Source organism: Stenotrophomonas sp. YJH_SMC_73 (assembly GCF_059370155.1).
Window position 1 is genome coordinate 266,069 of record NZ_JCAFTJ010000002.1, and the last position, 22,880, is coordinate 288,948.

Genomic DNA, 22,880 nt, shown 5'->3' on the forward strand with positions numbered 1-22,880 from the left:
CCGAGGCCGGCGCAAGGGCCGGGGTCCCAGAATCAGGGATTGCTGGCCGTGCCCTGCTCCGGGCCGACCCAGGGCGTGATCGACACCCGGATCTTGAGCCGGTTGCCGGGGTCTTCCGGCAGCCGCGAACGGTACTTGGTGCCCTTGTAGACGTAATCCACGTCGTAGGCGATGGGCCGGCGGAATTCACGCCCCACCGGCACGATGCGGCAGTCGCGGGTCAGCATCGGGCCAGTGTTGGCCGGTGCCGGGGCCGGCGTCTCGGCTCCGGGCTCCTCAACGGCCTCTTCGTCGCTGCGCTTGAACATCGAGCGCACCGAGTCCCAGAAGCGGCTGATCCGGCCCTTGTCCTCGACCGGCTCCTCGCCGGTCACGTTCACCGGGGCCAGGGTCCGGGTCGACACCGGCTCGCAGTGCTCCTCGGTGCGGGTCGCGCGCAGGGTCTGGAACACCGGCTCCACGTTCAGCACCTGGGCGTAGTCGAACTTCACGTTCTCAACGATCACCACCCGGTTGCGGGGCTCGGCCTCCTGCGCCAGCACCACGGCGGGCAGCGCCGACAGGCAGGCCAGGGTCAGCAACGCGGTGGATTTCATTGGCGACGGGAGCAAGGACACGGCAATAGTGTAGGCAGTGGCGAGCGCAAGGGGCTGAACATTACCCGTCCACGCCGCTCCTGCCCACCCCACCCCGGGTGGCCCCGGCGTCCACCGGTGGCAACGGGTGCCCCCAAAGGGGGCCGACACGTTCTAAAATCACAGGCTTGTCCCCCAGCCACAGCCCCATGACCCTGCGCCTGCACAACAACCTGACTCGCCAGCTCGAACCGTTCACTCCGCTCGATCCGGCCTGTCCGACCCTGTATGTGTGCGGCCCGACGGTCTACAACTACGTGCACATCGGCAACGCCCGTGGCCCGGTGGTGTTCGGGGTGCTGGCCGACCTGCTGCGGCGCCGTTTCGGTGGCCTGCGCTACGCGCGCAACATCACCGACGTGGACGACAAGATCAACACCGCCGCGCGCGAGCAGGGCGTACCGATCAGCACCATCACCGACAGGTTCGCCGCCGCCTACCGTGAGGACATGGCCGCGCTGGGCGTGGTGCCGCCGGACATCGAGCCGGAGGTGACCGCGCACATTCCGCAGATCATCACCATGATCGAGCAGCTGATCGCCAACGGGCATGCCTACGCTGCCGAAGGCCACGTGCTGTTCGCGGTGGCCAGCTTCGATGGCTACGGCAAGCTCTCGCGCCGCGATCCGGACGAAATGCTGGCCGGCGCCCGTGTCGACGTGGCCCCGTACAAGCGTGATCCGGGTGATTTCGTGCTGTGGAAGCCGTCCAGCGACGACCTGCCCGGCTGGGCGTCGCCCTGGGGCCGTGGCCGCCCGGGCTGGCACATCGAGTGCTCGGCAATGGCCGCCGCCCACCTGGGCGAGACCATCGACATCCATGCCGGCGGCGTCGACCTGCAGTTCCCGCACCACGAGAACGAGCTTGCGCAGAGCGAGTGCGCCCACGGCGGCAAGATCTTCGCCCGCTTCTGGCTGCACAACGGCATGCTCAACTTCGGCGGCGCCAAGATGAGCAAGTCGCTGGGCAACATCGAGCGCGTGCACGACCTGGTGCGCCAGCACCCGCCGGAAGCACTGCGCCTGGCCCTGCTGTCGGCCCACTACCGGCAACCGCTGGACTGGTCCGATGGCCTGATCGAACAGTCGGTGCGCACCCTGGACCGCCTGTACGGCACCTTGCGCGAACTGGCTTCAGTCGAGGCGGTCGTTGCGATCCCGGCCACGGTCGAAGCGACTCTGGATGACGATCTGAACACCCCGCAGGCACTGGCCGAAGTGGCCCGCATCGCCGCCGATGCGCGTCGTGCCACCGATCCGGCCGAGCAGGCGCGCCTGAAGGGTGAACTGCTCGGCGCCGGACTGGCACTGGGCCTGCTGCAGGCCGATCCAGCGCAGTGGTTCGGCACTGCGGCCAGCGACGGCGGCGACGATGCCCGCATCCAGGGCCTGATCGACGAGCGCGCTGCGGCCAAGAAGGCGCGCGACTTCGCCCGTTCCGATGCCATCCGCGACCAGCTGGCCGCCGAAGGCATCGTGCTGGAAGACACCCCGCAGGGCGTGCGCTGGTCGCGCAAGCGCGGCTGACCCGCCCTGCCCCGTGGCCGGTACGCCGGCCACGCCCCCACCGTAGAGACTGTTGTGACCGACTCCCCGTTCCCGCTTGAACCCACCGCCGCCGAGGCACAGGCCGCCATCGCCGAGGAATTCGGCTTCTTCGGCGACTGGTCCGAGCGCTACCAGTACCTGATCGACCTCGGCCGCAAGCTGCCGGCCTTCCCGGAAGAATGGAAGACCGAAGAGCATCGCCTGCTCGGCTGCCAGTCGATGGTCTGGATCGTGCCCGAAGGCAACGCGCAGTCGCTGCGCTTCCATGCCATCAGTGATTCGGCGATTGTCTCCGGCCTGATCTTCCTGGCCCTGCGTGTGTACTCCGGGCGCTCGGCGCAGGAGATCCTGGCCACCGAGCCGAGCTACATCCAGGACATCGGCCTGGCCCGCCACCTCTCGCCGACCCGCAGCAACGGCGTGGCGGCGATGCTGGCCTTCATCCGCGAGACCGCGCAGGCCCAGCTGCAGCGCGACCCGTCGTGAGCGAGCCTGCCACAGCCGAAGACAGCGCGCTGGGCCTGCTGTCCCGGCCCGGTTTCGCCAGGCTGCTGGCGTACCGCATCTTCGCGATGCTGTCCTACCAGGTGGTCGCGGTCACCGTCGGCTGGCACATCTACGAAGTCACCCGCAATCCGTTCTCGCTGGGCCTGATCGGCTTGGCCGAGGTGCTGCCGTTCTTCTGCGTGGCGCCGTTCGCCGGTTACCTGGTGGATCACCTGCCGCGCCGCCGCCTGGGCATGGTCGCCTGTTGCGGACTGATCGCCACCGCACTGGTATTGACCAGCGTGGCCATGGGCTGGCTGCCGATCGACGGCGTGTGGCCGATCTACGCAGCCATTGCGCTGACCGGCATGGTCCGCGCCTTCCTGTCGCCGATCTACAACGCCCTGTTCGCCCGCGTACTGGCCCGTGACCAGTTCGCGCGTGGCGCCGGCCTGGGCGCGGTGGTATTCCAGGCCGGCATGATCGCCGGCCCGGCACTGGGCGGCGTGCTGGTCGGCTTCGGTGGCAAGGGCCTGTCCTACGCGGTGGCCACCGCCTTCGCGCTGGTGGCGATGGCCTGTCTGGCCACGCTGAAAGTGGAGGAGCCGGTGCACACCGGCCCTGCCGCGCCGATCTTCAAGAGCATCGCCGAAGGCGCGCGCTTCGTGGTCGGCAACCGGATCATGGTCGGCGCGATGGCGCTGGACATGTTCTCGGTGCTGCTGGGCGGCGTGGTGGCGATGCTGCCGGCGTTCCTGCACGAAATCCTGCACCACGGCCCGGAAGGCCTGGGCATCCTGCGCGCGATGCCGGCGCTGGGCTCGGTGTGCGTGGGCCTGTGGCTGGCCCGCCACCCGCTGCACCGCAATGCCGGCCGCGTGCTGCTGTTCGCGGTGGCCGGCTTCGGCCTGTGCGTGATCAGCTTCGGGCTGTCGCAGCACTTCTGGCTGTCGGCGCTGATCCTGCTGTTCTACGGCGCCTTCGATGGCGTCTCGGTGGTGATCCGCTCGACCATCCTGCAGCTGGCCACGCCGGAAGAAATGCGCGGTCGCGTATCGTCGATCAACGGCATCTTCATCAGTTCGTCCAACGAGCTGGGCGCGTTCTATGCCGGCACGATGGCGAAGCTGCTCGGCCTGGTACCGGCCGTGGTGCTGGGCGGGTTCGCGGTGCTGAGCGTGGCCGGGATCACCGCGTGGAAGAACCCGACGCTGCGGAAGTTGAATCTTCGCGACCTGCAGTGAGCCTGTAGAGCCGAGCCCATGCTCGGCTGCGTATTTCCGTGCGCCCACGCGCCGATAGCGGGCCATGCCCGGCGGGCTCTTTCCGCGACCGCGGTGGGGTGTCACGTTTCTTTTCGCGCGAAAAGAAACGTAACCAAAGAAACGCGCCGCCATCCGCGAGCCGGCGCTGCGCGCCGGTGCCCTGTGCTCCTCGGTGAATCAGGGGACGACGCGGAGAGCCAGCCGACCAGCAGCGGCTCTACAGGATAGAGCCGCCTCTTCGCCCCTGATTCCCCTGCGGTGCTCGGCTCGCTACAAGGCGGACTCAACAGCCGCGAGCGCACGCATGACCGCTCCTGATAGAGCCAAGCCATGCTTGGCTGCCTTTGCTTTTGCTTTTGCTCTTCCTTGCCCTCCGGCTTCGGCCTGAGCCGAGCGTGGGCTCGGCTCTACATCGGACCCACCCGCAGGCTCCACCCGATACCCGGAAGGCGCTCTACACAGCCAACTCGAACCCAACAAAAAACCCGGCCGAAGCCGGGTTTTCTGCATGACCAGACAACGATCAGGAATCAGTCGCCCTGCTGCTTCTGCAGATGCTCCCAACGCTCCTGGGCATCGATGGTGCGCTCGGCGGTCAGGCGCGCCTCCAGGCGCTCCAGGCCGATTTCTTCGCCGGTGTCGACGCAGTAACCGTAGTCGCCCGCTTCCAGGCGCTTCAGGGTGCTGTCGATCTTGCCGATCAGCTTGCGGTAGCGGTCGCGGGTACGCAGTTCCAGCGAGTTCTCGGTTTCGCGGGTCGCGCGCTCGGCTTCGTCGCCGATGTCACGCACTTCCTCGCGCAGGTTCTCGATGGTCTGCTTGGACTCTTCCACCAGGTCCGCGCGCCAGTTCTGCAGGCGCTGGCGGAAATACTCCTGCTGCAGCGGGCTCATGTATTCCTCTTCCGAGGACGGCTTGTAGCCAGCCGGCAGGATCGGGCGGCCGGTGGCCTCGTCGGTCTTGTATTCGACCACCTTGTACTTGCTGCGCGGGGCCGGTGCTGCCGAGCGGGCGGCGACGGCCACGGCAACCTTGCCGACAGGGCGCGACACGGTCTTCGGGGCGGAATCGGATTTCACGGCGGTTTTGGCAGGCGATTTCGAAACGGGCACGGGATTCTTGGATTGCGGGGCCTTCGAAGCGGCAGGAGCGGCGGCCGGGGCCGGCTTGGAGGCCGGTTGGGCTGCTGCCACTGCCACGGTCTTGGCCGGGACAGGCTTGGCCGGAGCCGGCTTGGCAGCAGGCTTCGGTGCGGACTTCACTACTGGGGCCGGGGCCGGCTTTACGGCCGGTGCGGCAACATTCTTGGCAACCTTCTTTGCAGCGGCAGGCGTGGCGACCGGCTTGGCCGCAGCGACCTTCTTTGCCGCCGGCTTGGCGACCGGCTTGGCTGCAGCCTTCTTCACCACCGCCTTCGGCGCCGGCTTGGCTGCTGCCTTCTTGACCACCGGCTTGGCGACGGTCTTCTTCACCGGCGCAGCCTTGCTGACGGCCTTTTTCACCGGCGCCTTCTTGCTGGCAGCGGCTGGCTTGGCCTTGGCGGGCGCAGCGGCTTTCTTCGCCACCGGCTTGGTTGCCTTGACCGGCGTTTTCTTTGCGGTGGCCTTCCTGGCCGCCGGTTGCGAGGACGCTGCCTTGGTCGCCGGCTTGCTCGCCGGCTTCTTGGCAACGGGCTTTGCCGCCAACTTCTTCACAACAGGCTTGGCGGTTTTCTTGGCGGCCGTTGCGGCCTTCTTTGCAGTTTTTTTAGCAGCCACGAAACGCTCTTCCTTGGATTCCCCGGGGCCCGGGAAAGCGGGCCTTTATAGCCTACCCGACCCGCAGCAGCAACCTCGGCACCCTGCTCCATTCAGTCCTGGAGCCAAGGCGCCCAATGGGCAGTCCGACGAACACGGACCGCCTTGCGCGGTACGGAACCTGGCCAGCACCCGACGGTGCTGGTACCGGTCGCAGGCCATCGGCGACATGCGACCAACGGCCCATCCTGCACAAATGCGGCCTTCATGCCAACTGGCATAAGATGACTGGGTGATCTCGCGCCTGCTCATCGCCCTGCTGCGCTCCTACAAGCGCTTCATCAGCCCCTTGCTGGGGCCCCGCTGCCGTTTCGTGCCGAGCTGTTCTGAATACGCGATGGACGCGATCTCGCGGCACGGCCCGCTGCGCGGCAGCTGGCTGGCTGCGCGCAGGCTGGGCCGCTGCCACCCGTTCCATCCCGGCGGCTTCGACCCCGTGCCCGAGTCCCCCAACGCCTCCTCTTGCCGTTGCACAGGAAAACATTGACATGTCCTCCACCCTCATCACCAATGCCCGCATGGTCAACGAAGGCCGCACCTTCGACGGCGACCTGCGCATCGAGAACGGCCGCATCGCGCAGATCGGCAACGGGCTGGCGCCGCGCGACGGCGAGCAGGTGGTGGACGCGGCCGGGCGCTGGCTGCTCCCGGGCATGATCGATGACCAGGTGCACTTCCGCGAACCGGGCCTGACCCACAAGGGCGACATCGCCAGCGAATCGGCGGCGGCCGTGGCCGGTGGCCTGACCAGCTTCATGGACATGCCCAACACCAACCCGCCGACGCTGGATTCGACCATCCTGGAAGCCAAGTACGAGCTCGCGCGCGGCCGCGCCTGGGCCAACTACGGCTTCTACCACGGCGCCAGCAATGACAACCTGGACGCCATCCGTGCGCTGGACCCGAAGAAGGCGCCGGGCGTGAAGGTGTTCATGGGTGCTTCGACCGGCAACATGCTGGTCGACAACCCCGAAACGCTGGACGCGATCTTCCGCGAATGCCCGACCCCGATCATCACGCACTGCGAAGACACGCCGATGATCGATGCCAACCTGAAGGCCTTCCAGGAAAAGTACGGCGATGCGCTGACCCCGGACATGCACCCGGACATCCGCTCGCGCGAAGCCTGCATCAAGTCGACCCGCCTGGCGATGTCGCTGGCGCGCAAACACGGCACCCGCCTGCACGTGCTGCACATCTCCACCGCCGATGAACTGGCGCTGTTCGAGAAGGGCCCGCTGATCCGCGCCGATGGCAGCCGCAAGCAGATCACCGCTGAAACCTGCGTGCACTTCCTGCACTTCGCGCGCCCGGACTATGCGACCAAGGGCAACCTGATCAAGTGCAACCCGGCCATCAAGGAAGTGTCCGACCGCGAGGCGATCACCGCTGCGCTGGCCGACGACGTGCTGGACGTGCTGGCTACCGACCACGCGCCGCACACCTGGGAAGAGAAGCAGAAGCCCTACGCGCAGGCCCCCTCCGGCCTGCCACTGGTGCAGTACGCGCTGGTGGCCGCGCTGGAGCGCGTGCACGAAGGCAAGCTGACCCGCGAGCAGGTGGTGCAGAAGTTCGCCCACGCCCCGGCGCAGCTGTTCGACGTGGAAGAACGTGGTTTCCTGCGCGAAGGCTACTTCGCCGATCTGGTCCTGGTCGAAGACGTGCCGTTCACGGTCAAGCGCGAGGACGTGCTGTCCAAGTGCGGCTGGTCGCCGTTTGAGGGCACCACCTTCCGTTCGCGCGTCGCCTCCACCTGGGTCAACGGCCAGCTGGTGTGGGACGGCAGCAACCTGGTGGGCGAACCCGCCGGCCAGCGCATGACCTACGACCGCTGATGCGCTCGGCACTTCTGATCGGGTCGCTGCTGGCCGCGCCCCTGTTTTCCGTACCCGCGGCGCAGGCGCAGGCGCAGGATGGCATTGGCAGCCTGATCGACAGCCGCGTGGTGTTCCCGACCAGTGCGTCGCAGGGCGCACTGGTGATCGGCAAGGTTCCCGCCGGCAGCCGCGTGCAGTACGCCGGTCGCCAGCTGCGGGTGAGCGGCTACGGCAGCGTGGTGTTCGGCATCGGCCGTGACGAGAAGGGCCCGCTGCGCGTGCAGGTGCAGCGCCCCGATGGTGGCAGCGAGACCGCGACCATTGCGGTGACGCCGCGCGACTGGCCCACAGAGCGGGTCAATGGCGTGCCGCCGAAGACGGTCAACCCGCCGCCGGCGATTGCCGAGCGGATCAAGCGCGAACAGGCGCAGGTGACCGCCGCACGCGCCCGCGATGACGACCGCACCGACTTCACCCAGACCTTCATCTGGCCGGTGCAGGGCCGCATCAGCGGCCGCTTCGGCAATGCCCGCGTGTACAACGGCCAGCCCGGTGCCGGTCATTCCGGCATGGACATCGCGGTGCCGACCGGCACGCCGGTGAAAGCACCGGCCGCCGGCATCGTCACCTTCGCCGGCCCGGACCTGTACCTGACCGGCGGCACGTTGCTGCTCGACCACGGCTTCGGGGTCAGCTCCAACTTCCTGCACCTCTCGCGCATCGACGTAAAGGTCGGCGACCGGGTTGAACAGGGCCAGGTGATCGCTGCGGTCGGCGCCACCGGCCGTGCCACCGGCCCGCACCTGCACTGGGGCATGAACTGGTTCGAGACCCGTATCGACCCGCTGCTGGTGCTGGAGCGCAAGTAACGGTAGTGCCGGCCGCTGGCCGGCAACCTCATCCTCTTCCGCGCCCTGCTGGATGCCGGCCAGCGGCCGGCACTACCAGGTACGTTGGATCAACCGCGCGCGGCCCACCACACGCGCAGCAGGGTGCGCACCGGGGTGGCCTCGATCGGCTTGCCTGCGGCCTGTGCCGCCACCCGCGCACGCGCCAGGCTGGACCACACACGGCGCGGGCGAGGGCCGGGCACGCGGGTGCCCCACCCCTTCAACAGATGCTGCGCCCAGCGCTGTGCGGCATTGCTGGCGTCCTCGTCCAGCAGGCTGCGCGGCACACCCGCCACGCCAGCGTCCTGCAGGCGCTGCGCCAAGGTCTGCAGCTGCACCGCACGACCGGCGCCGGTGCGCGGCTTGTCAGCGAACAAGGCCGCCTCCACCGCGGCTACGGCCTCGGCGTAGTTCGCCAGCGCGCGCCCGGCGCCGGCCGCATCCAGCGCGACCGTGCGCGCTTCAACCAGATCCGGAAGTGCTTCGGCCAACTGGGCCCACGGTGCACGCACCGGCTCCAGCAGCCTGCCCAGCGGATGGCGCGAGCGATGTCCCGCCCAGCTGCGCAGCTCCTCGCCCCACCACGCCAGCTTGGCGTCGGCCGGCAGCGGATCGCCGCTGGTGTTGAGCATGTCGTCGAACTCCTGCAGCAGCGCGAACCACGCCACTGCAAGCTCGCGTTGCGATTCGGCCACGAACGGGGCGGCCACCGACCATTCCGGCCAACGGCTGCGCCACTTGTCGAGGAAACTGTCCAGCGCGGTACTGCTCACTACACCATTCCTTACGGCTGGGCCGGGGCTGCCGGCCGGGTCGGCCAGAGACTGGCCAGTTGCAGAAGTTCAGCGCTCTCGACCAGCACGTCGGCCTGCCAGGCCAGCGGATCGTCGCTGTGCAGGCGGTAGCCCCACAGGGCTGCCACCGACGGCATGGCCGCGGCCCGCGCGGCGATGATGTCGCGCTCGTCGTCACCCACGTACACACAGTCTTCGGCGGCAACGCCAATGGCCTGCGCAGCGTGCAGCAGCGGCAGCGGGTGAGGTTTGCGCTCGGCCAGGCTGTCACCGCCGACCAGCACTGCACAGCGCTGCTGCCAGCCGTGCTGCGGCAGGATCAGCCGCGCCAGGTACTCGGGCTTGTTGGTGACGATGCCCCACACGGTGCCGGCGTCATCCAGCGCGGCAAGCATGCCGGCCACGCCATCGAACAGCACCGCGTGCTGGCCGATCAGCGCTTCGTAGCGCTGCAGGAATTCCGGAATCAGTGCATCTCGCGCAGCGGCATCCAGGTCCGGGAAAGCGGCCCCGACCATCGCGCGCGAGCCCTTGGAGACCACCGGGCGCAGCACCGCCGGATCGATCGGCGCACGACCACGCTCGGCCAGCATCGCGTTGCAGGTGGCGACGAAGTCCGGCGCGCTGTCCAGCAGGGTGCCGTCCAGGTCGAACAGCACCGCACGCGGGAAGCGGGCGGCGGTCATGCCGGCTTGACCGCGTAGGCCAGGTAGTTGATGTCGGTGCGGCTGCTCAGGCGGGCATGGTTGCGCCACGGCTCGTAGGCCATGCCGCTGACATCCACCAGCTGCAGGTCGGCCTCGCGCAGCCAGCGCGCCAGCTCGGCCGGCTTGATGAATTCCTGGTAGTGGTGCGTGCCCTTGGGCAGCAGGCGCGCCACGTACTCGGCGCCGACGATCGCCACCGCGAACGCGGCGGCGGTGCGGTTGATGGTCGACAGGAACAGGTGGCCGCCCGGCTTCAGCAGGCGCTTGCAGGCCTCGATGATCGCGCCCGGGTCCGGCACGTGCTCCAGCATTTCCATGCAGGTGACCACGTCGAAGCTGCCCGGCTGCTCGGCGGCCAGATCCTCGGCCGCCTGCACCCGGTAATCGACCTGGGCGCCGCTTTCCAGCGCATGCAGGCGCGCGACCTTGACCAGCTCCGGGGCCAGGTCGATGGCGGTGACGTCAGCACCGGCCTGGGCCAGCGCTTCGCTCAACAGGCCGCCACCGCAGCCGATGTCGAGCACGCGGGCGCCGCGCAGCGGCACGCGGTCAGCCACGTACTGCAGGCGCACCGGATTCAGCGCATGCAGCGGCTTCTGCGGGCCGTCAGCGTCCCACCAGCGGTTGGCCAGCGCAGCGAACTTGTCCAGCTCGGCCTGATCGAAATTTGAGGAAGCGTGGGGGGCAGTCATGGGGGATGTCCTTGCGGCGCCAGGGTTCAGGCGCGGATATGGCGGATGCGCTCGCGCCACTGGCGCGCGTTGGCGATGATGCCCGGCAGGTCCATGCCGACCAGCTCGCGCTGCACCAGCTTCGGCTTGCCGGCGATCCAGACATCGCTGACCTGCTGGCGGCCGGTGGCGTACACCAGCTGCGACAGCACGTTGTGCAGCGGCTGTGTTTCCAGCGCGGACAGATCAACGCAGACCAGGTCGGCCTGCTTGCCGACTTCGATCGAGCCGATGCGGTCGCCGAAGCCCAGCGCGCGTGCGCCACCCAGCGTGGACGCGCGCAGCGTGGTTGCCGCGTCCAGTGCAGTGGCGTCGTCGGCCACGGCCTTGGCCAGGATCGCCGCGGTGCGGTTCTCGCTGAACATGTCCAGGTCGTTGTTGCTGGCGCAGCCATCGGTACCGATCGCCAGGTTCACGCCTGCGCGCTGCAGGGAGCAGGCCGGGCAGAAACCGGAGGCCAGCTTCAGGTTGGATTCCGGGCAATGCACCACGCTGACGCCACGTTCGGCGCACAGGTGGATTTCCGCATCGGTCAGCTGGGTCATGTGCACCGCGATCAGGCGGTCGTTGACCAGGCCGAGCCGATCCAGCCGCGCCAGCGGGCGCTGGCCGTGCAGCCTGATCGAATCGTTGATTTCCTGCGCGGTCTCGTGGGTGTGCAGGTGCACCTGCATGTCGAGCTGGTCGGACAGCATCCGTACCCGCTCGAAGTTGGCATCATTGACCGTGTAAGGCGCATGCGGCGCGAACGCGGTGCCGATCAGCGGATCGGTGCGCCACTGGTCGTGCAGTTCACCGGCCTTGGCGAAGTACTCGTCGTCGGTCTTGGCCCAGGCGGTGGGGAAATCGATGATGACCGCGCCCACCAGCGCGCGGAAACCGTGTTTCTTGTAGACCGCGGCCTGCACGTCGCCGAAGAAGTAGTTCTCGTTGGCGCAGGTGGTGCCGCCGCGCAGCATCTCGGCGATGGCCAGGGTGGTACCGTCGGCAACGAATTCGGGGCCGATCACCGCCGCTTCCACCGGCCAGATGTGCTGCTGCAGCCAGGTCATCAGCGGCAGGTCGTCGGCAACGCCGCGCAGCAGGGTCATCGGGTTGTGCGTGTGCGCGTTGACCAGGCCCGGCATCAGCGCAGCCTCGGGTCGGCTCACCACCTGGGTGGCGCGGAAGCGTGCGCGCGCCTCGGCACGCGGCAGGATGGCCACGATCTCGCTGCCACGCACGGCAACGGCATGGTCTTCCAGCACCACCGCATGCGGCTCGATCGGAACGACGTAACCGGCTTCTATGAGCAGGTCGCAGGCTTCGGGGAGGTGCGGGCTATCGCTCATACGGGCTCACTGGCTGTGGGGGCGGCGAGATACTTCTGGGGACACGCCCCTGAGTCAGGGGCTGCCGCGAAGCGGCGGGGTCTGGAGACCCGTGAAGCGGGGCCCATGATCTGCCGAAGCAGATCATGGGAGCGCCAGCGCGAATGTGCTGGCGCGTACCCGGCCAGCGGCCGGCACTACCGCAAGGTCGGCCTATGGCCGGAACCTTACTTGACGCGTGCGGAGTATTCGCCCGAACGGGTGTCGACGCGGATCACTTCGTCCTGGTTGACGAACAGCGGCACGCGGACCACGGCGCCGGTTTCCAGGGTGGCCGGCTTGCCGCCGCCGCCCGAGGTGTCGCCACGGACGCCCGGATCGGTTTCGGTGATCTTCAGTTCGACGAAATTCGGCGGCTGCACGAAGATCGGCTCACCGTTCCACAGGGTGACCACGCAGGACTCTTCGCCCTTCAGCCACTTTTCGGCGCCGCCCATGCCGGCCTTGGTGGCCTGGACCTGCTCGAAGGATTCCGGGTCCATGAAGTGCCAGTACTCACCGTCGCTGTACATGAAGTTCATGTCGGTATCGACGACGTCGGCTGCATCCAGCGAGTCGGTCGACTTCATGGTCACTTCCTGGGTACGGCCGTCCTTGATCAGGCGGTACTTCACGCGGGTGAAGGCCTGGCCCTTGCCCGGCTTGACGTATTCGGTGTCGATGATGACGGCCGGTTGGTTGTTGACCAGGATCTTCATCCCGTTCTTGACGTCGTTCATGCCGTAGCTGGCCATGCGTAAACTCCTGAGTGGCAAAAACGCCGCGGGTGCGGCGAGCCGTTAGAATGGAAAGCCCACCGGGTGCCGGTGGGCGACTGTTTTTCTGCCCCCATGATAACCGCAGGCCCCCTCTCCATGCAGCTTTCCGCCTTCCCCCGGCCCCAGTCGCCAGGCGCGCCCGCGCGCTGGCAGCAGCTCTGGCGCCAGGCGCTGCGCGACCCGCACGCCCTGCTGGCCCGGCTGCAGCTGGACCCGGCCGCGCTGGGTGTCTCGGAGGCGGCCATTGCCCAGTTCGCGCTGCGCGTGCCGGAGGGCTTCGTGGCGCGCATGCGCGTGGGCGACGCGGCCGACCCGCTGCTGCGCCAGGTGCTGCCCGTCGACGAGGAAATGCGCCCGGCACCCGGGTTCAGTTTCGATGCGGTGGGTGATGGTGCCGCCAGGAAGGCCATCGGCGTCATCCAGAAGTACCGTGGACGCGCCCTGCTGGTCGCCACCGGCAGTTGCGCGATCAACTGCCGCTACTGCTTCCGCCGCCACTTCGACTATGCCGCGGAAAACGCCGCCAAGGGCGGCTGGCAGGAGGCCGTAGCGGCCATCGCGGCCGACCCGGACATCGACGAGGTCATCCTGTCCGGCGGCGACCCGCTGTCACTGGCCACGCACAAGCTGGCCGAGCTGACCGATGCGCTGCGCGCGATCCCGCACATCCGCCGCCTGCGCATCCACACCCGGCTGCCGATCGTGCTGCCGGAGCGCGTGGACGAGGAGCTGCTGGCCTGGCTGGGCAGCCTGCCGTGGCCGCTGGCGATCGTGGTCCACGCCAACCATGCCAATGAGTTCGACGCCAGCGTGGACGCTGCGATGAGCCGCCTGCGCGGCGTCGGCGCCCAGTTGCTGAACCAGGCCGTCCTGCTGCGCGGGGTCAACGACAGCGTGCAGGCCCTGCAGGACCTGAGCGAGCGCAGCTTCGCCGCCGGCGTGCTGCCCTATTACCTGCACCAGCTGGACCGGGTCGAGGGCGTGGCCCACTTCGAAGTGGACGACAGCCAGGCCAAGGCGCTGATTGCCGGCCTGACCGCACGCCTGTCCGGCTACCTGATCCCCAAGCTGGTGCGCGAACTGCCCGGCGACCCGAGCAAGCGCCCGCTGTAATTCCGCAGGGGGTCAGATCCCTTTTTCCTGCGGAAAAGGGATCTGACCCCGACACAACAACCGTCGGTCAGAGACCCGATTCGATCATCCGCACCACTTCGGTGGCGGTCACCGGGTGGCTCAGCCAGTAGCCCTGGCCAAGATCGCAGCCGCGCTGCACCAGCAGTTCGAACTGCGCCTGCTGCTCGATGCCCTCGGCCACCACCGTGATGCCCAGTGCGTGGGCCATGGCGATGATGGCCGTGGTCAGTGCCAGATCGTCGGGATCGCGCTGCATGTCGGCCACGAAACTCTTGTCGATCTTCACGCCGTCCACCGGCACCTGGCGCAGGTGACTGAGACCGGAGAAGCCCGTTCCGAAATCATCCAGCCAGACCTTCACGCCGGTGCGGTGCAGCTTGTCCAGCAGCTGCGCGGCAACCATCTCGTCGCCGATCACTGCGGTTTCGGTCAGCTCCAGGTGCAGGCGCGAGGCCGGTAGCCCGGACTCATGCAGGCACTGTGCAACCAGCGCCGGCAGCTCGCCGCCGCGCAGCTGCCGCGGTGATACGTTCACCGACACGAACAGATCGTCGCCGCCCGCACCCCGTGGCCACTGCGAGGCTTCCATGCAGGCCGCACGCAGCACCTTCGGGCCGATGATCTCGATCAGTCCACTCTGCTCGGCCACTTCGATGAACACCGACGGCGGAATCGTGCCCAGGGTCGGATGCTGCCAGCGCAGCAGCACTTCGACGCCCACCATGCGCCGGTCGCGCATGCGGAAGATCGGCTGGTAGGCCAGGCGCAGCTCGCCGCGCTCCCAGGCCCCGCGCAGCTCCTGCTCCATGTGCACGCGGCGCTCGACCGCATGGTCCATCGCCCGGCTGTAATGGCGGTAGCAGTTCTTGCCGGCCATCTTCGCCTGGTACATGGCGATGTCGCCGTTCTTCAGCAGCGTGGTCGCATCGGCGGCATCGTCCGGGAACAGGGTCACGCCGATCGAGGTCCCCAGGAACAGCTCCCTGCCCTGTACCACCAGCGGCTTGCCCAGTTCGCGCACCAGCACCTCGGCCAGCAGCCGGGCGTTCGCGGCCACGTCGCCATCGCCGACCAGGATCACGAACTCGTCGCCGCCGAAGCGGGCCAGCAGCGCCTCATCGCCTCCCGCTTCGGCGACCGCGCGCCCGATGCGCTGTGCGAACTGCAACAGCGCTTCGTCACCGGCCTCGTGGCCGAGGGTATCGTTGACGCGCTTGAAGTCGTCGATATCGGCGAACAGCAGGCCCAGCCGATGATTGGATGCGCGCGCCGCCATCAGGCGATGGTCCAGTGCTTCCCGGAACGCCAGCCGGTTGGTCAACCCGGTCAGCGCATCGGTATAGGCCATGCGCCGCACCTCGCGGTCATGGCGGGCGATGGAATCGCGCATCCGGGCAAAGCCGCGCACCAGCTCGCCGACCTCGTCATTGCGGGTGTTCTCGGCCAGCGGCGCCTGGTAGTCGCCAGCCTCGATGCGGCGTGCCGCAGCGGCCAGGTCCCGGATCGGCGCCACCAGGGTGCGCTGCACGTACAGGATCACCGCCACGCCGATCACCACCAGCAGGCCCAGCATCAGCAGCAGCCAGCCCAGGTGGCGGCTGCCGACCTGCTGCAGGCGCTCGCCGAGCGTGGCATTGGCTGCCTGTTCGCGCTGCTGCACCTCGTCCAGCGCCATGCCGACGCGGACGCCGCCGATGCGCTGGTTGCCGACCATGATCGGCATGGTGTTGTCGAGCACCTTGGGCGATTCCTGCACCACCAGCGCCTGCGCCACCGCGGCCTTGGGAGCGAGCGGGTCGGCCATCGGCTGGCCGAAGCCGGACACCTCGATCGAGCCGTCATGCACCAGCCGGCCACGGTCGTCGAACACCAGCACATAGCGCACGACCGGCTGCCGTGCGGTGCTGCGCACCAGCGCACCGACCTGGTCCAGGTCGCGGTAGTACAACGGGTTGGCCAGCGCGTCGGACAGCTCGCGCGCCATCGCTTCGCCGCGGCTGCGCACGCTGCGGTCGAACAGTTCATGGATGACGCCACCACTGAGGTTGCGCACCTCGCCCTGCATCGCCGCCTGCCGCCCCAGCAACACTGCCAGGATCGCCACCACCACGACCATCGCCCCGCCCATCGCGAGCAGGAACCGGGCCTGCATTCCCGAGCCGAGCCACTTCATTCCACTTCCATCCGCACGCGCGTCAATCCTTGTTTCAATTCATCCAGCCGCTGTTGCGCATGCGCATCGACGCGGTGGAAACCGGAAGTACCGAAAAACCGATGCAACGCCCCCTGCGCCTGCGGGTCACTGGCCGCCTGCAGCAGGACGTCCTGCAGCCGGTCACGCACCCGCGGGTCGAGGTCGGCGCGCACCATCTCCACCGCCCGCGGGTAGGGCCTGGTGCGCAGCAGCTCGCGGAAGTCGCGCCGGAATGCCGCCGGCATCCGTCGCTCGTCGTTCCAGTCCACGCTGCTCACCGCCCCCACGTCAACCACGCCCTTGTGCACGAACGTAGCGATGTTCAACTCGCTGCGCGCGAACACATACCCCACACTGTCCCGGCCCGGCATGTCCCATACGCCGGCCAGGATCTGCGGCGCCAGCCCCTCCTGCAGCAGCGTCATCACCGGCACCAGGTAGGCACTGGTGGACGCCGTGTTCTGCAACGCCAGGCGATGCCCACGCATATCCTGGATGCGCTGGACCGGACTGTCGCGGCGCACGAAGAACACGGTCTGGTACTCACGCACACCATTGCGCTCGGTCAGCAACAACGGCCGCGCGCCACTGCGCTGGCCGAGTGCCACCGCCGTACCCGACGTTTCCGTGACCCAGTCGACCCGCCCCCGCCGCAGATAGCTGGCCATCTGCTGCGGGTCGCGCGCCATCAGGATCCGCCCCTCCTTGATGCCGACGTCATGCATGCGTGCCACCACATAGTCCAGCAACGGCTGCAGCTGCTCGTAATGGGCCTTGGGATCATCGCTGATCCGGCCCAGCACCAGCACCGGGTCCGGTGCTGCATGCACCGTCCCGGCCAGCAGGATCATGACCAGGCTCAGCAGTCCCCTCTGCACTGCCCTTCGCAGACCCGACACAGGCTTCATCCCCCCTGGGTATCCGGACAGACTACCCGAAAAAATGAGAACGTCGTCAGCTGTCCTTGTTGCCCGCTTGTGCCAGTCGCGCCATGCGCTGGGTGTCGGCCAGGATGCCGCGCAACAGGCGCACTTCCTGCTCGCTCGGCTCGCTGCGCAGGAACAGGCGGCGCAGCTTGCGCATCGCTGATTCCGGTGCGCGGCCCTTGTGGAAATCGATCTCGTCCAAGGTGTCGCCGAGCTGGGCGAAGAAGCTCTCCATCTGCTCATGGCTGGCGGCCTGTTCGCGGAAACCCGGCTCGGCGTCGGCGGCCGGCTGCGCGCCCAGCAGCTGCATGCGCGTTTCATAGGCCAGCACCTGCACCGCGGCTGCCAGGTTGAGCGAGCTGAACGCCGGGTCGGATGGAATATGCACCGCCGCATGGCAGAGCTGCAGTTCCTCGTTGGTCAGCCCGGTGCGCTCGCGACCGAACACCAGCGCCACCTCGGCGCCCTCGCCCGCCTTGGCCACCGCACGGGCGGCGGCATCGGCCGGCAGGTACTCCTCCAGCTGGACGCGGCGGGCACGGGCGGTGCAGCCCAGCACCAGTCGGCAATCGGCCACGGCCTCGGCCAGGGTGGCCACCACCGGGGCGTCCCCCAGCACGTCTTCGGCACCGGCCGAGCGGCGGAAAGCCTCCTCGTCCAGCGGTTTTTCGGGGGCGACCAGCACCAGGCGGGCCAGGCCCATGGTCTTCAGGGCACGGGCGGCAGCGCCCATGTTGCCGGGGTGCTGGGTACCGACCAGGACGAATCGGAGGCGGGTGGCGGCGGGAAACTGGGACATGAACAGGGAAAAGGTCGAGCTGGACGATGACCAATGGTAAACTGTGCGGCCGGCCACTGCGCCGGACCCGCTCTTTTCCCCCGCCAGTCCATCTCTTCTGCCTTTCCGGGAGCCCACGCCATGCAGAAACCCGCCGTCACCGTCATGGTCAAGGCCGCCCGCCTCGCCGGCAACGTCCTGTTGCGCAACATCAACAAGCTCGAGGCACTGAACGTGGTGCAGAAGGGCCGGATGGACTACGCCAGCGAAGTGGATGCGGACGCGGAAAAGGTCATCGTCAAGGAACTCAAGCGCGCTTACCCGGACTACGGCATCTTCGGCGAAGAAGGTGGCGTACAGGGCGAGCGCCGCCAGATGTGGGTCATCGACCCGCTGGACGGCACCAGCAATTACCTGCGCGGCGTGCCGCACTACTGCGTGTCGATCGCCCTGGTCGAGAATGGCGAACCGACCGATGCGGTCATCTTCGACCCGCTGCGCAATGAACTGTTCACCGCAAGCCGTGGCGCTGGCGCCGTGCTGAACGACCGCCGCATCCGCGTGGCCGATCGCAAGGACCTGGAAGGCACGATGATCCACACCGGCTTCGCACCGCGCGAGCGCAGCCGTGCCAGCGCCCAGCTGAAGGCGGTTGACGCCCTGCTGGTGCACGGCGAGGACATCCGCCGCACCGGCTCGGCCGCACTGGACCTGGCCTACGTGGCCTGCGGCCGCGCCGACGCCTACTTCGAAGCCGGCGTGAAGGCGTGGGACATCGCCGCCGGCCTGCTGCTGGTCCGCGAGGCGGGTGGCAAGGTCTGCGACTTCAAGGGCGCGACCCTGGGCCGCATGGACAACCGTGGCCCGGAGACCCACCAGATCGTGGCCGGCAACCTGAAGGTGGCCGAGTCGCTGCAGAAGGTGCTGGTCAACACCGGCTATGCGGCGGAGTTCGACGCGAAGTTCTGAGGTTTCGCGTAATGCGGTTCATGGAGACGGCACCTGCGAGGGTGCCGTTTTCGTTTGCGCGCACGGAGAGTCGTTTCCGCGACCGCGGAGGGGTGTCACTTTCTTTGCGCGCAAAGAAAGTAACCAAAGAAACGCTCCGCCGGCCGCGAGCCGTCGCTACGCGACGGTTCCCTGCGCTTCTCGGAGAATCAGGGGACGGCGCCGAACTCGCTGCGCTCAGACACCGGCGCCTCTTCGCCCCTGATTCCCCTGCGATGCTCGGCTCGCTCAAGGCGGACTGGAAGGTCAAGATCAAGAACAACAGCATCCACGCGTCGCGAAGATGTACTGGGTGCAGCTGTGGCATTTGACCTTGGGTCCGCCTTGAGCGAGCCGCGCACCGCAGGTCCGGCGAGGGCGAAGAGGTGCGGGTGTCTGAGCGCAGCGAGTTCCCGCACCGTCCCTCGACGGGCCGAGGAGCGCAGGGTACCGGCGTGCGCAGCACGTCGGCTCGCGCCCCGGCGGCGTGTTTCTTTGGTTACTTTCTTTGCACGAGCAAAGAAAGTGACACCTCCCCGCAGGCGCGGAAACGATCCGCCGGGCACGATCCGGCATCAGCAATGCATCGCGCAAACAAAAACGCCCGGCGCGGGGCCAGGCGTTCCTGCACTACCGTGGAGCGGTGGCTTACGCCGCCGTCGACGCCCGCAGCGCGGCGATGCGCTCTTCCAGCGGCGGATGGCTCATGAACAGCTTCTTGGCCGTCGAACCGGAAATGCCGAAGGCGGCAATCTGGGTCGGCAGCGTGCTCTGGCCGTGGTTGAGCTGCAGGCGCTCCAGCGCGGCGATCATCTTCTGGCGGCCCGCCAGCGAGGCACCACCCGCATCGGCACGGAACTCGCGATGGCGCGAGAACCACATCGAGATCATCGTGGCGAACAGGCCGAACACCATCTCCAGCACGAACACGATGATGTAGTAGGCGAAGCCGCGGCCGCCGCCTTCGCGGTTGCCCGACAGCGCGCTGTCGATGATGCCGCCGACCACGCGGGCCAGCACGATCACGAAGGTGTTCAACACGCCCTGCAACAGTGCCATGGTGATCATGTCACCGTTGGCGACGTGGGCGATCTCGTGGCCCAGCACCGCTTCGGCCTCGTCTTCACTCATGTTGTGCAGCAGGCCGGTGGACACCGCCACCAGCGCGTTGTTGCGGTTGGCACCGGTGGCGAAGGCATTGATCTCCGGGCCGTCATAGACCGCCACCTCGGGCATGCCGATGCCGGCCGCCTTGGCCTGCCGCTCGACGGTGGCCAGCAGCCAGCGCTCAGTCTGGTTGCGCGGCTCGGTGATCACCACCGCACCGGTGGAGCGCTTGGCCATCCACTTGGACAGCAGCAGCGAGATGAAGGAGCCACCGAAGCCGAAGATCGCGGCCATGACCAGCAGGCCACTCATCTGGCTCGGATTGACCCCCAGCAACGACATCACGATGCTGGCGAGGATCAGGACCGCGAAGTTGGTCGCCAGGAACAGGGCAATGCGGGTAAACATGGGAAAATCCGGCTCGGAAGGGGTCGATACCAGTCAATTTGCGGTGTGGTCAGCTTGAATTCAAGCGCCAACCTGACCGACGATTCAGCCAGCATGACCTCCCCCATTTCCTGCGGCCGCTTCGCGCCCTCGCCGACCGGCCTGCTCCACCCCGGATCCCTGCTTGCCGCCTTCGGCAGCTGGCTGCTCGCCCGCCATCACGGCGGCCTGTGGCGGCTGCGCATTGAAGACGTCGATCCGCCGCGCACGGTGCCTGGCGCCGCGGAGGCACAACTGCAGGCGCTGGCCGCCTTCGGCCTCACCCATGACGGCCCGGTCCTGTGGCAGAGCGCGCGCGGGGAGGCCTACCAGGCCGCGCTCGACGTGCTGCTGGCCAGCGATCTGGCCTTTGTCTGCCACTGCAGCCGCAGCGAACTGGCCGCCAGCGGCGGCATCCACCACCGCTGCGTTGCGCGACAGCCACGACCGGACCCTGCCGTCCGCTTCCGCGTGCCACGCGGCAGCGTCGTGCACTTCGATGATGGCCTGCGCGGCCCGCAGCGACAGGACGTGCATGCCGAGGTTGGCGACTTCGTGCTGCGCCGTGCAGATGGCTGCTGGGCCTACCAGTTGGCCGTGGTGGTCGATGACGCCGAACAGGACGTGACCGAAGTGGTGCGCGGCGCCGACCTGCTCGATTCCACCGCGCGGCAGATCCTGCTGCAGCAGGCGCTGGGCCTGGCCGTGCCACGCTACTGGCACCTGCCGCTGCTGCTCGATGCACCGGGGCACAAACTGTCCAAGTCGCTGGCGTCGCTGCCGGTGGACAGCACGCGGCCGGTGCCGGTATTGCGCGCGCTCTGGCAGCTGCTGGGCCAGGCGCCTGCCGCACTGGACGGCGCCGATGACCGGGATGCGCTGCTGGAGGCTGCGCAACGGGCGTTCGACCCGGCGCGGCTGCCGCGGACCGACATCCTGTTGCCGGCCGGCGCACTTTCCGCGCCGATGTTGCAGAATCCCCCTTCCCCCACCTGATACCCGGACAGCACTCCATGACATCTCGCGTCGCACTGGTCACCGGCGGAACCGGCGGCATCGGTACCGCCATCTGCCAACGCCTGGCCGACCAGGGCCACCGGGTCGCCACCAACTACCGCGACGAGGCCAAGGCCCGCGCTTGGCAGCAGGCGATGACCGAGCGCGGCTACCACGTGGCGATCTTCCCGGGCGATGTCTCCGATCCGGACAGCGCCGAAGCACTCGTGCGCGCCGTCGAGGCCGAGCTGGGCCCGGTCGAGATCCTGGTCAACAACGCCGGCATCACCCGTGACACCACCTTCCACCGCATGCGCGCGGACCAGTGGCACGATGTGATCAACACCAATCTCAACTCGGTGTTCAACGTCACCCGGCCGGTCATCGAGGGCATGCGCCGCCGCGGCTGGGGCCGGGTCATCCAGATCAGCTCGATCAACGGCCTGAAGGGCCAGTACGGCCAGGCCAACTACGCTGCGGCCAAGGCCGGCATGCACGGCTTCACCATCTCGCTGGCCCGCGAGAACGCCGGCTTCGGCATCACTGTCAACACCATTTCGCCCGGCTACGTCGCCACCGACATGGTGATGGCGGTTCCGGAGGACGTGCGCGCCAAGATCATCGCCGACATCCCGACCGGACGCCTCGGCAAGCCGGAAGAAATCGCCTATGGCGTGTCCTTCCTGGTGGCCGAGGAAGCCTCGTGGATCACCGGCAGCAACCTGGACATCAACGGCGGCCACCACATGGGCTGGTGAGCCGCGCAGGGGGGCGCCGCGGCATGCACCGGCGGCCCCTGCCGATGGTCATGCTGCGCAGCACGCAAACCCTTGTTGCGCAACATGATCGCCCCTGAAAGCCAAGCCTGGCGGGGGCTGGAGCGGTTGCAACCGCTGCTGCACTGCGCCATGCTGCGCGTCTACTGTGACGAGTACCGCTTCATGGCTGCGACCCGCATCATCAAGAAGTATCCGAACCGCCGTCTCTACGACACCGAGATCTCCAGCTACATCACCATCGAGGACGTGCGCCAGCTGATCCTGGACGGTGAAGACTTCGAAGTCCGCGACGCCAAGAGCGGCGACGACCTCACTCGATCGGTCCTGCTGCAGATCATCGCCGACCAGGAACAGGACGGCGAACCGATGCTGTCCACCCAGCTGCTGAGCCAGCTGATCCGCTTCTACGGCGATTCCCTGCAGGGCTTCATGGGCAACTATCTGGAGCGCAGCATGCAGGTCTTCCTCGACCAGCAGCAGCAGTTCCGCCAGCAGATGGGCAACCTGCTGGGCCAGACCCCGTGGGCGATGATGAATCAGCTGACCGAGCGCAACCTGGAGTTGTGGCAGGAATTCCAGCGCAGCATGGGCAGCGGTTTCGGTGGCCCGCGCCCCGGCGGTACCGGAACGGGAACCGGCACCGGCAACAAGCCCGGCGAACCGGGCACCGGCACCGGCGGCAAGACCCGCCGCTGAACGGCAGCTACGGCTGATACGAAAACGGCGCGCCCCTGGCGCGCCGTTCTGTTTGGCATCG

At 67.9% G+C, this 22,880-nt stretch carries 22 protein-coding genes; 11 read left to right on the forward strand and 11 right to left on the reverse strand.

Going from position 1 to position 22,880, the window contains the following annotated elements:
* Positions 1-32: 32 nt before the first annotated feature.
* Positions 33-596 carry a glycine zipper 2TM domain-containing protein gene (locus AC5P8R_RS04455; RefSeq protein WP_014647790.1) on the reverse strand — a complete coding sequence of 188 codons (564 nt, stop codon included), beginning with the start codon at positions 594-596 and terminating at the stop codon, positions 33-35.
* Positions 597-784: 188 nt separating this feature from the next.
* Between AC5P8R_RS04455 and cysS the strand changes: the two genes are divergently transcribed.
* From cysS to AC5P8R_RS04470, 3 genes are read left to right on the forward strand one after another with little or no spacing between them, the layout of a single operon-like run.
* Positions 785-2,161 carry a cysteine--tRNA ligase gene (gene cysS / locus AC5P8R_RS04460; protein WP_014647791.1) on the forward strand — a complete coding sequence of 459 codons (1,377 nt, stop codon included), beginning with the start codon at positions 785-787 and terminating at the stop codon, positions 2,159-2,161.
* Between the two features lie 54 nt (positions 2,162-2,215).
* Positions 2,216-2,668, forward strand: coding sequence for a SufE family protein (locus AC5P8R_RS04465; RefSeq protein WP_014647792.1), 453 nt, complete (start codon positions 2,216-2,218; stop codon positions 2,666-2,668).
* Positions 2,665-3,912, forward strand: a complete 1,248-nt coding sequence (locus AC5P8R_RS04470) for an MFS transporter (protein ID WP_032956128.1) — start codon at positions 2,665-2,667, stop codon at positions 3,910-3,912. The genes AC5P8R_RS04465 and AC5P8R_RS04470 overlap by 4 nt, the downstream gene beginning before the upstream one ends.
* 551 nt (positions 3,913-4,463) lie before the next feature.
* On the opposite strand, the gene dksA is transcribed toward AC5P8R_RS04470, so the two are convergent.
* Positions 4,464-5,690, reverse strand: a complete 1,227-nt coding sequence (dksA, locus tag AC5P8R_RS04475; RefSeq protein ID WP_075076325.1) for an RNA polymerase-binding protein DksA — start codon at positions 5,688-5,690, stop codon at positions 4,464-4,466.
* 271 nt (positions 5,691-5,961) lie between these two features.
* Here dksA and yidD point away from each other — a divergent pair, with 271 nt between their 5' ends.
* The 3 genes from yidD to AC5P8R_RS04490 are packed head-to-tail and all read left to right on the forward strand — an operon-like array spanning position 5,962 to position 8,415.
* Positions 5,962-6,216: a membrane protein insertion efficiency factor YidD gene (yidD, locus tag AC5P8R_RS04480; protein ID WP_495223031.1), complete on the forward strand. Its 255-nt coding sequence runs from the start codon at positions 5,962-5,964 to the stop codon at positions 6,214-6,216.
* A 1-nt stretch (position 6,217) separates the two neighbouring features.
* Entirely contained in the window at positions 6,218-7,564 is a 1,347-nt protein-coding gene (locus tag AC5P8R_RS04485) for a dihydroorotase (RefSeq protein ID WP_014647796.1), read from the forward strand.
* A complete protein-coding gene (locus tag AC5P8R_RS04490) occupies positions 7,564-8,415 on the forward strand; it encodes a M23 family metallopeptidase (RefSeq protein ID WP_495223032.1) in 852 nt (283 codons plus the stop codon). The genes AC5P8R_RS04485 and AC5P8R_RS04490 overlap by 1 nt, the downstream gene beginning before the upstream one ends.
* Before the next feature lie 89 nt (positions 8,416-8,504).
* Here AC5P8R_RS04490 and AC5P8R_RS04495 read toward each other — a convergent pair whose 3' ends face one another.
* The 5 genes from AC5P8R_RS04495 to efp all read right to left on the reverse strand — a co-directional run bounded on the left by AC5P8R_RS04495 (position 8,505) and on the right by efp (position 12,772).
* Positions 8,505-9,209 carry a squalene/phytoene synthase family protein gene (locus tag AC5P8R_RS04495; RefSeq protein ID WP_014647798.1) on the reverse strand — a complete coding sequence of 235 codons (705 nt, stop codon included), beginning with the start codon at positions 9,207-9,209 and terminating at the stop codon, positions 8,505-8,507.
* An 11-nt stretch (positions 9,210-9,220) separates the two neighbouring features.
* Positions 9,221-9,916, reverse strand: coding sequence for a phosphoglycolate phosphatase (locus tag AC5P8R_RS04500; RefSeq protein WP_134966574.1), 696 nt, complete (start codon positions 9,914-9,916; stop codon positions 9,221-9,223).
* On the reverse strand, positions 9,913-10,629 hold the full coding sequence (ubiG, locus tag AC5P8R_RS04505; protein ID WP_014647800.1) for a bifunctional 2-polyprenyl-6-hydroxyphenol methylase/3-demethylubiquinol 3-O-methyltransferase UbiG: 717 nt from the start codon (positions 10,627-10,629) through the stop codon (positions 9,913-9,915). Before ubiG ends, AC5P8R_RS04500 begins: the two co-directional genes overlap by 4 nt.
* A gap of 26 nt (positions 10,630-10,655) precedes the next feature.
* Entirely contained in the window at positions 10,656-11,999 is a 1,344-nt protein-coding gene (locus AC5P8R_RS04510) for a TRZ/ATZ family hydrolase (RefSeq protein WP_495223033.1), read from the reverse strand.
* Positions 12,000-12,205: 206 nt separating this feature from the next.
* A complete protein-coding gene (efp, locus tag AC5P8R_RS04515) occupies positions 12,206-12,772 on the reverse strand; it encodes an elongation factor P (RefSeq protein ID WP_005410381.1) in 567 nt (188 codons plus the stop codon).
* Between the two features lie 96 nt (positions 12,773-12,868).
* On the opposite strand from efp, the gene epmB reads away from it, so the two are divergent.
* Positions 12,869-13,909, forward strand: coding sequence for an EF-P beta-lysylation protein EpmB (gene epmB, locus AC5P8R_RS04520; RefSeq protein WP_495223034.1), 1,041 nt, complete (start codon positions 12,869-12,871; stop codon positions 13,907-13,909).
* 67 nt (positions 13,910-13,976) lie between these two features.
* Here the strand turns inward: epmB and AC5P8R_RS04525 are convergent, their stop codons facing one another.
* From AC5P8R_RS04525 to AC5P8R_RS04535, 3 genes are all read right to left on the reverse strand, one after another.
* Complete coding sequence (locus AC5P8R_RS04525; RefSeq protein ID WP_014647803.1) at positions 13,977-16,103, reverse strand: putative bifunctional diguanylate cyclase/phosphodiesterase; 2,127 nt, start codon at positions 16,101-16,103, stop codon at positions 13,977-13,979.
* Positions 16,100-16,975 carry a phosphate/phosphite/phosphonate ABC transporter substrate-binding protein gene (locus AC5P8R_RS04530; protein WP_227864238.1) on the reverse strand — a complete coding sequence of 292 codons (876 nt, stop codon included), beginning with the start codon at positions 16,973-16,975 and terminating at the stop codon, positions 16,100-16,102. Before AC5P8R_RS04530 ends, AC5P8R_RS04525 begins: the two co-directional genes overlap by 4 nt.
* 103 nt (positions 16,976-17,078) lie before the next feature.
* Positions 17,079-17,849, reverse strand: coding sequence for an RNA methyltransferase (locus AC5P8R_RS04535; protein ID WP_032956141.1), 771 nt, complete (start codon positions 17,847-17,849; stop codon positions 17,079-17,081).
* Between the two features lie 120 nt (positions 17,850-17,969).
* On the opposite strand from AC5P8R_RS04535, the gene AC5P8R_RS04540 reads away from it, so the two are divergent.
* Positions 17,970-18,797 (forward strand): inositol monophosphatase family protein, encoded by an 828-nt coding sequence (locus AC5P8R_RS04540; protein ID WP_005417749.1) that lies wholly within the window; start codon positions 17,970-17,972, stop codon positions 18,795-18,797.
* Positions 18,798-19,463: 666 nt separating this feature from the next.
* Here the strand turns inward: AC5P8R_RS04540 and htpX are convergent.
* Positions 19,464-20,330, reverse strand: coding sequence for a protease HtpX (gene htpX, locus AC5P8R_RS04545; protein WP_014647806.1), 867 nt, complete (start codon positions 20,328-20,330; stop codon positions 19,464-19,466).
* Between the two features lie 93 nt (positions 20,331-20,423).
* On the opposite strand from htpX, the gene gluQRS reads away from it, so the two are divergent.
* From gluQRS to phaR, 3 genes are all read left to right on the forward strand, one after another.
* On the forward strand, positions 20,424-21,344 hold the full coding sequence (gene gluQRS, locus AC5P8R_RS04550; protein WP_495223035.1) for a tRNA glutamyl-Q(34) synthetase GluQRS: 921 nt from the start codon (positions 20,424-20,426) through the stop codon (positions 21,342-21,344).
* A 17-nt stretch (positions 21,345-21,361) separates the two neighbouring features.
* A complete protein-coding gene (locus AC5P8R_RS04555) occupies positions 21,362-22,102 on the forward strand; it encodes a beta-ketoacyl-ACP reductase (RefSeq protein WP_014647808.1) in 741 nt (246 codons plus the stop codon).
* A gap of 183 nt (positions 22,103-22,285) precedes the next feature.
* Positions 22,286-22,819, forward strand: coding sequence for a polyhydroxyalkanoate synthesis repressor PhaR (gene phaR / locus AC5P8R_RS04560; protein ID WP_041864232.1), 534 nt, complete (start codon positions 22,286-22,288; stop codon positions 22,817-22,819).
* Positions 22,820-22,880: the final 61 nt, after the last annotated feature.

Bases quoted from the DNA above. Each gene is read 5' to 3' on its own strand.
- AC5P8R_RS04500 (WP_134966574.1), bottom strand. From the start codon at position 9,916: ATGACCGCCGCCCGCTTCCCGCGTGCGGTGCTGTTCGACCTGGACGGC.
- epmB (WP_495223034.1), top strand. From the start codon at position 12,869: ATGATAACCGCAGGCCCCCTCTCCATGCAGCTTTCCGCCTTCCCCCGG.
- AC5P8R_RS04555 (WP_014647808.1), top strand. From the start codon at position 21,362: ATGACATCTCGCGTCGCACTGGTCACCGGCGGAACCGGCGGCATCGGT.
- AC5P8R_RS04530 (WP_227864238.1), bottom strand. From the start codon at position 16,975: ATGATCCTGCTGGCCGGGACGGTGCATGCAGCACCGGACCCGGTGCTG.
- ubiG (WP_014647800.1), bottom strand. From the start codon at position 10,629: ATGACTGCCCCCCACGCTTCCTCAAATTTCGATCAGGCCGAGCTGGAC.
- gluQRS (WP_495223035.1), top strand. From the start codon at position 20,424: ATGACCTCCCCCATTTCCTGCGGCCGCTTCGCGCCCTCGCCGACCGGC.
- AC5P8R_RS04490 (WP_495223032.1), top strand. From the start codon at position 7,564: ATGCGCTCGGCACTTCTGATCGGGTCGCTGCTGGCCGCGCCCCTGTTT.
- AC5P8R_RS04535 (WP_032956141.1), bottom strand. From the start codon at position 17,849: ATGTCCCAGTTTCCCGCCGCCACCCGCCTCCGATTCGTCCTGGTCGGT.
- AC5P8R_RS04525 (WP_014647803.1), bottom strand. From the start codon at position 16,103: ATGAAGTGGCTCGGCTCGGGAATGCAGGCCCGGTTCCTGCTCGCGATG.
- htpX (WP_014647806.1), bottom strand. From the start codon at position 20,330: ATGTTTACCCGCATTGCCCTGTTCCTGGCGACCAACTTCGCGGTCCTG.
- AC5P8R_RS04485 (WP_014647796.1), top strand. From the start codon at position 6,218: ATGTCCTCCACCCTCATCACCAATGCCCGCATGGTCAACGAAGGCCGC.
- AC5P8R_RS04455 (WP_014647790.1), bottom strand. From the start codon at position 596: ATGAAATCCACCGCGTTGCTGACCCTGGCCTGCCTGTCGGCGCTGCCC.
- cysS (WP_014647791.1), top strand. From the start codon at position 785: ATGACCCTGCGCCTGCACAACAACCTGACTCGCCAGCTCGAACCGTTC.
- efp (WP_005410381.1), bottom strand. From the start codon at position 12,772: ATGGCCAGCTACGGCATGAACGACGTCAAGAACGGGATGAAGATCCTG.
- AC5P8R_RS04510 (WP_495223033.1), bottom strand. From the start codon at position 11,999: ATGAGCGATAGCCCGCACCTCCCCGAAGCCTGCGACCTGCTCATAGAA.
- AC5P8R_RS04540 (WP_005417749.1), top strand. From the start codon at position 17,970: ATGCAGAAACCCGCCGTCACCGTCATGGTCAAGGCCGCCCGCCTCGCC.
- phaR (WP_041864232.1), top strand. From the start codon at position 22,286: ATGGCTGCGACCCGCATCATCAAGAAGTATCCGAACCGCCGTCTCTAC.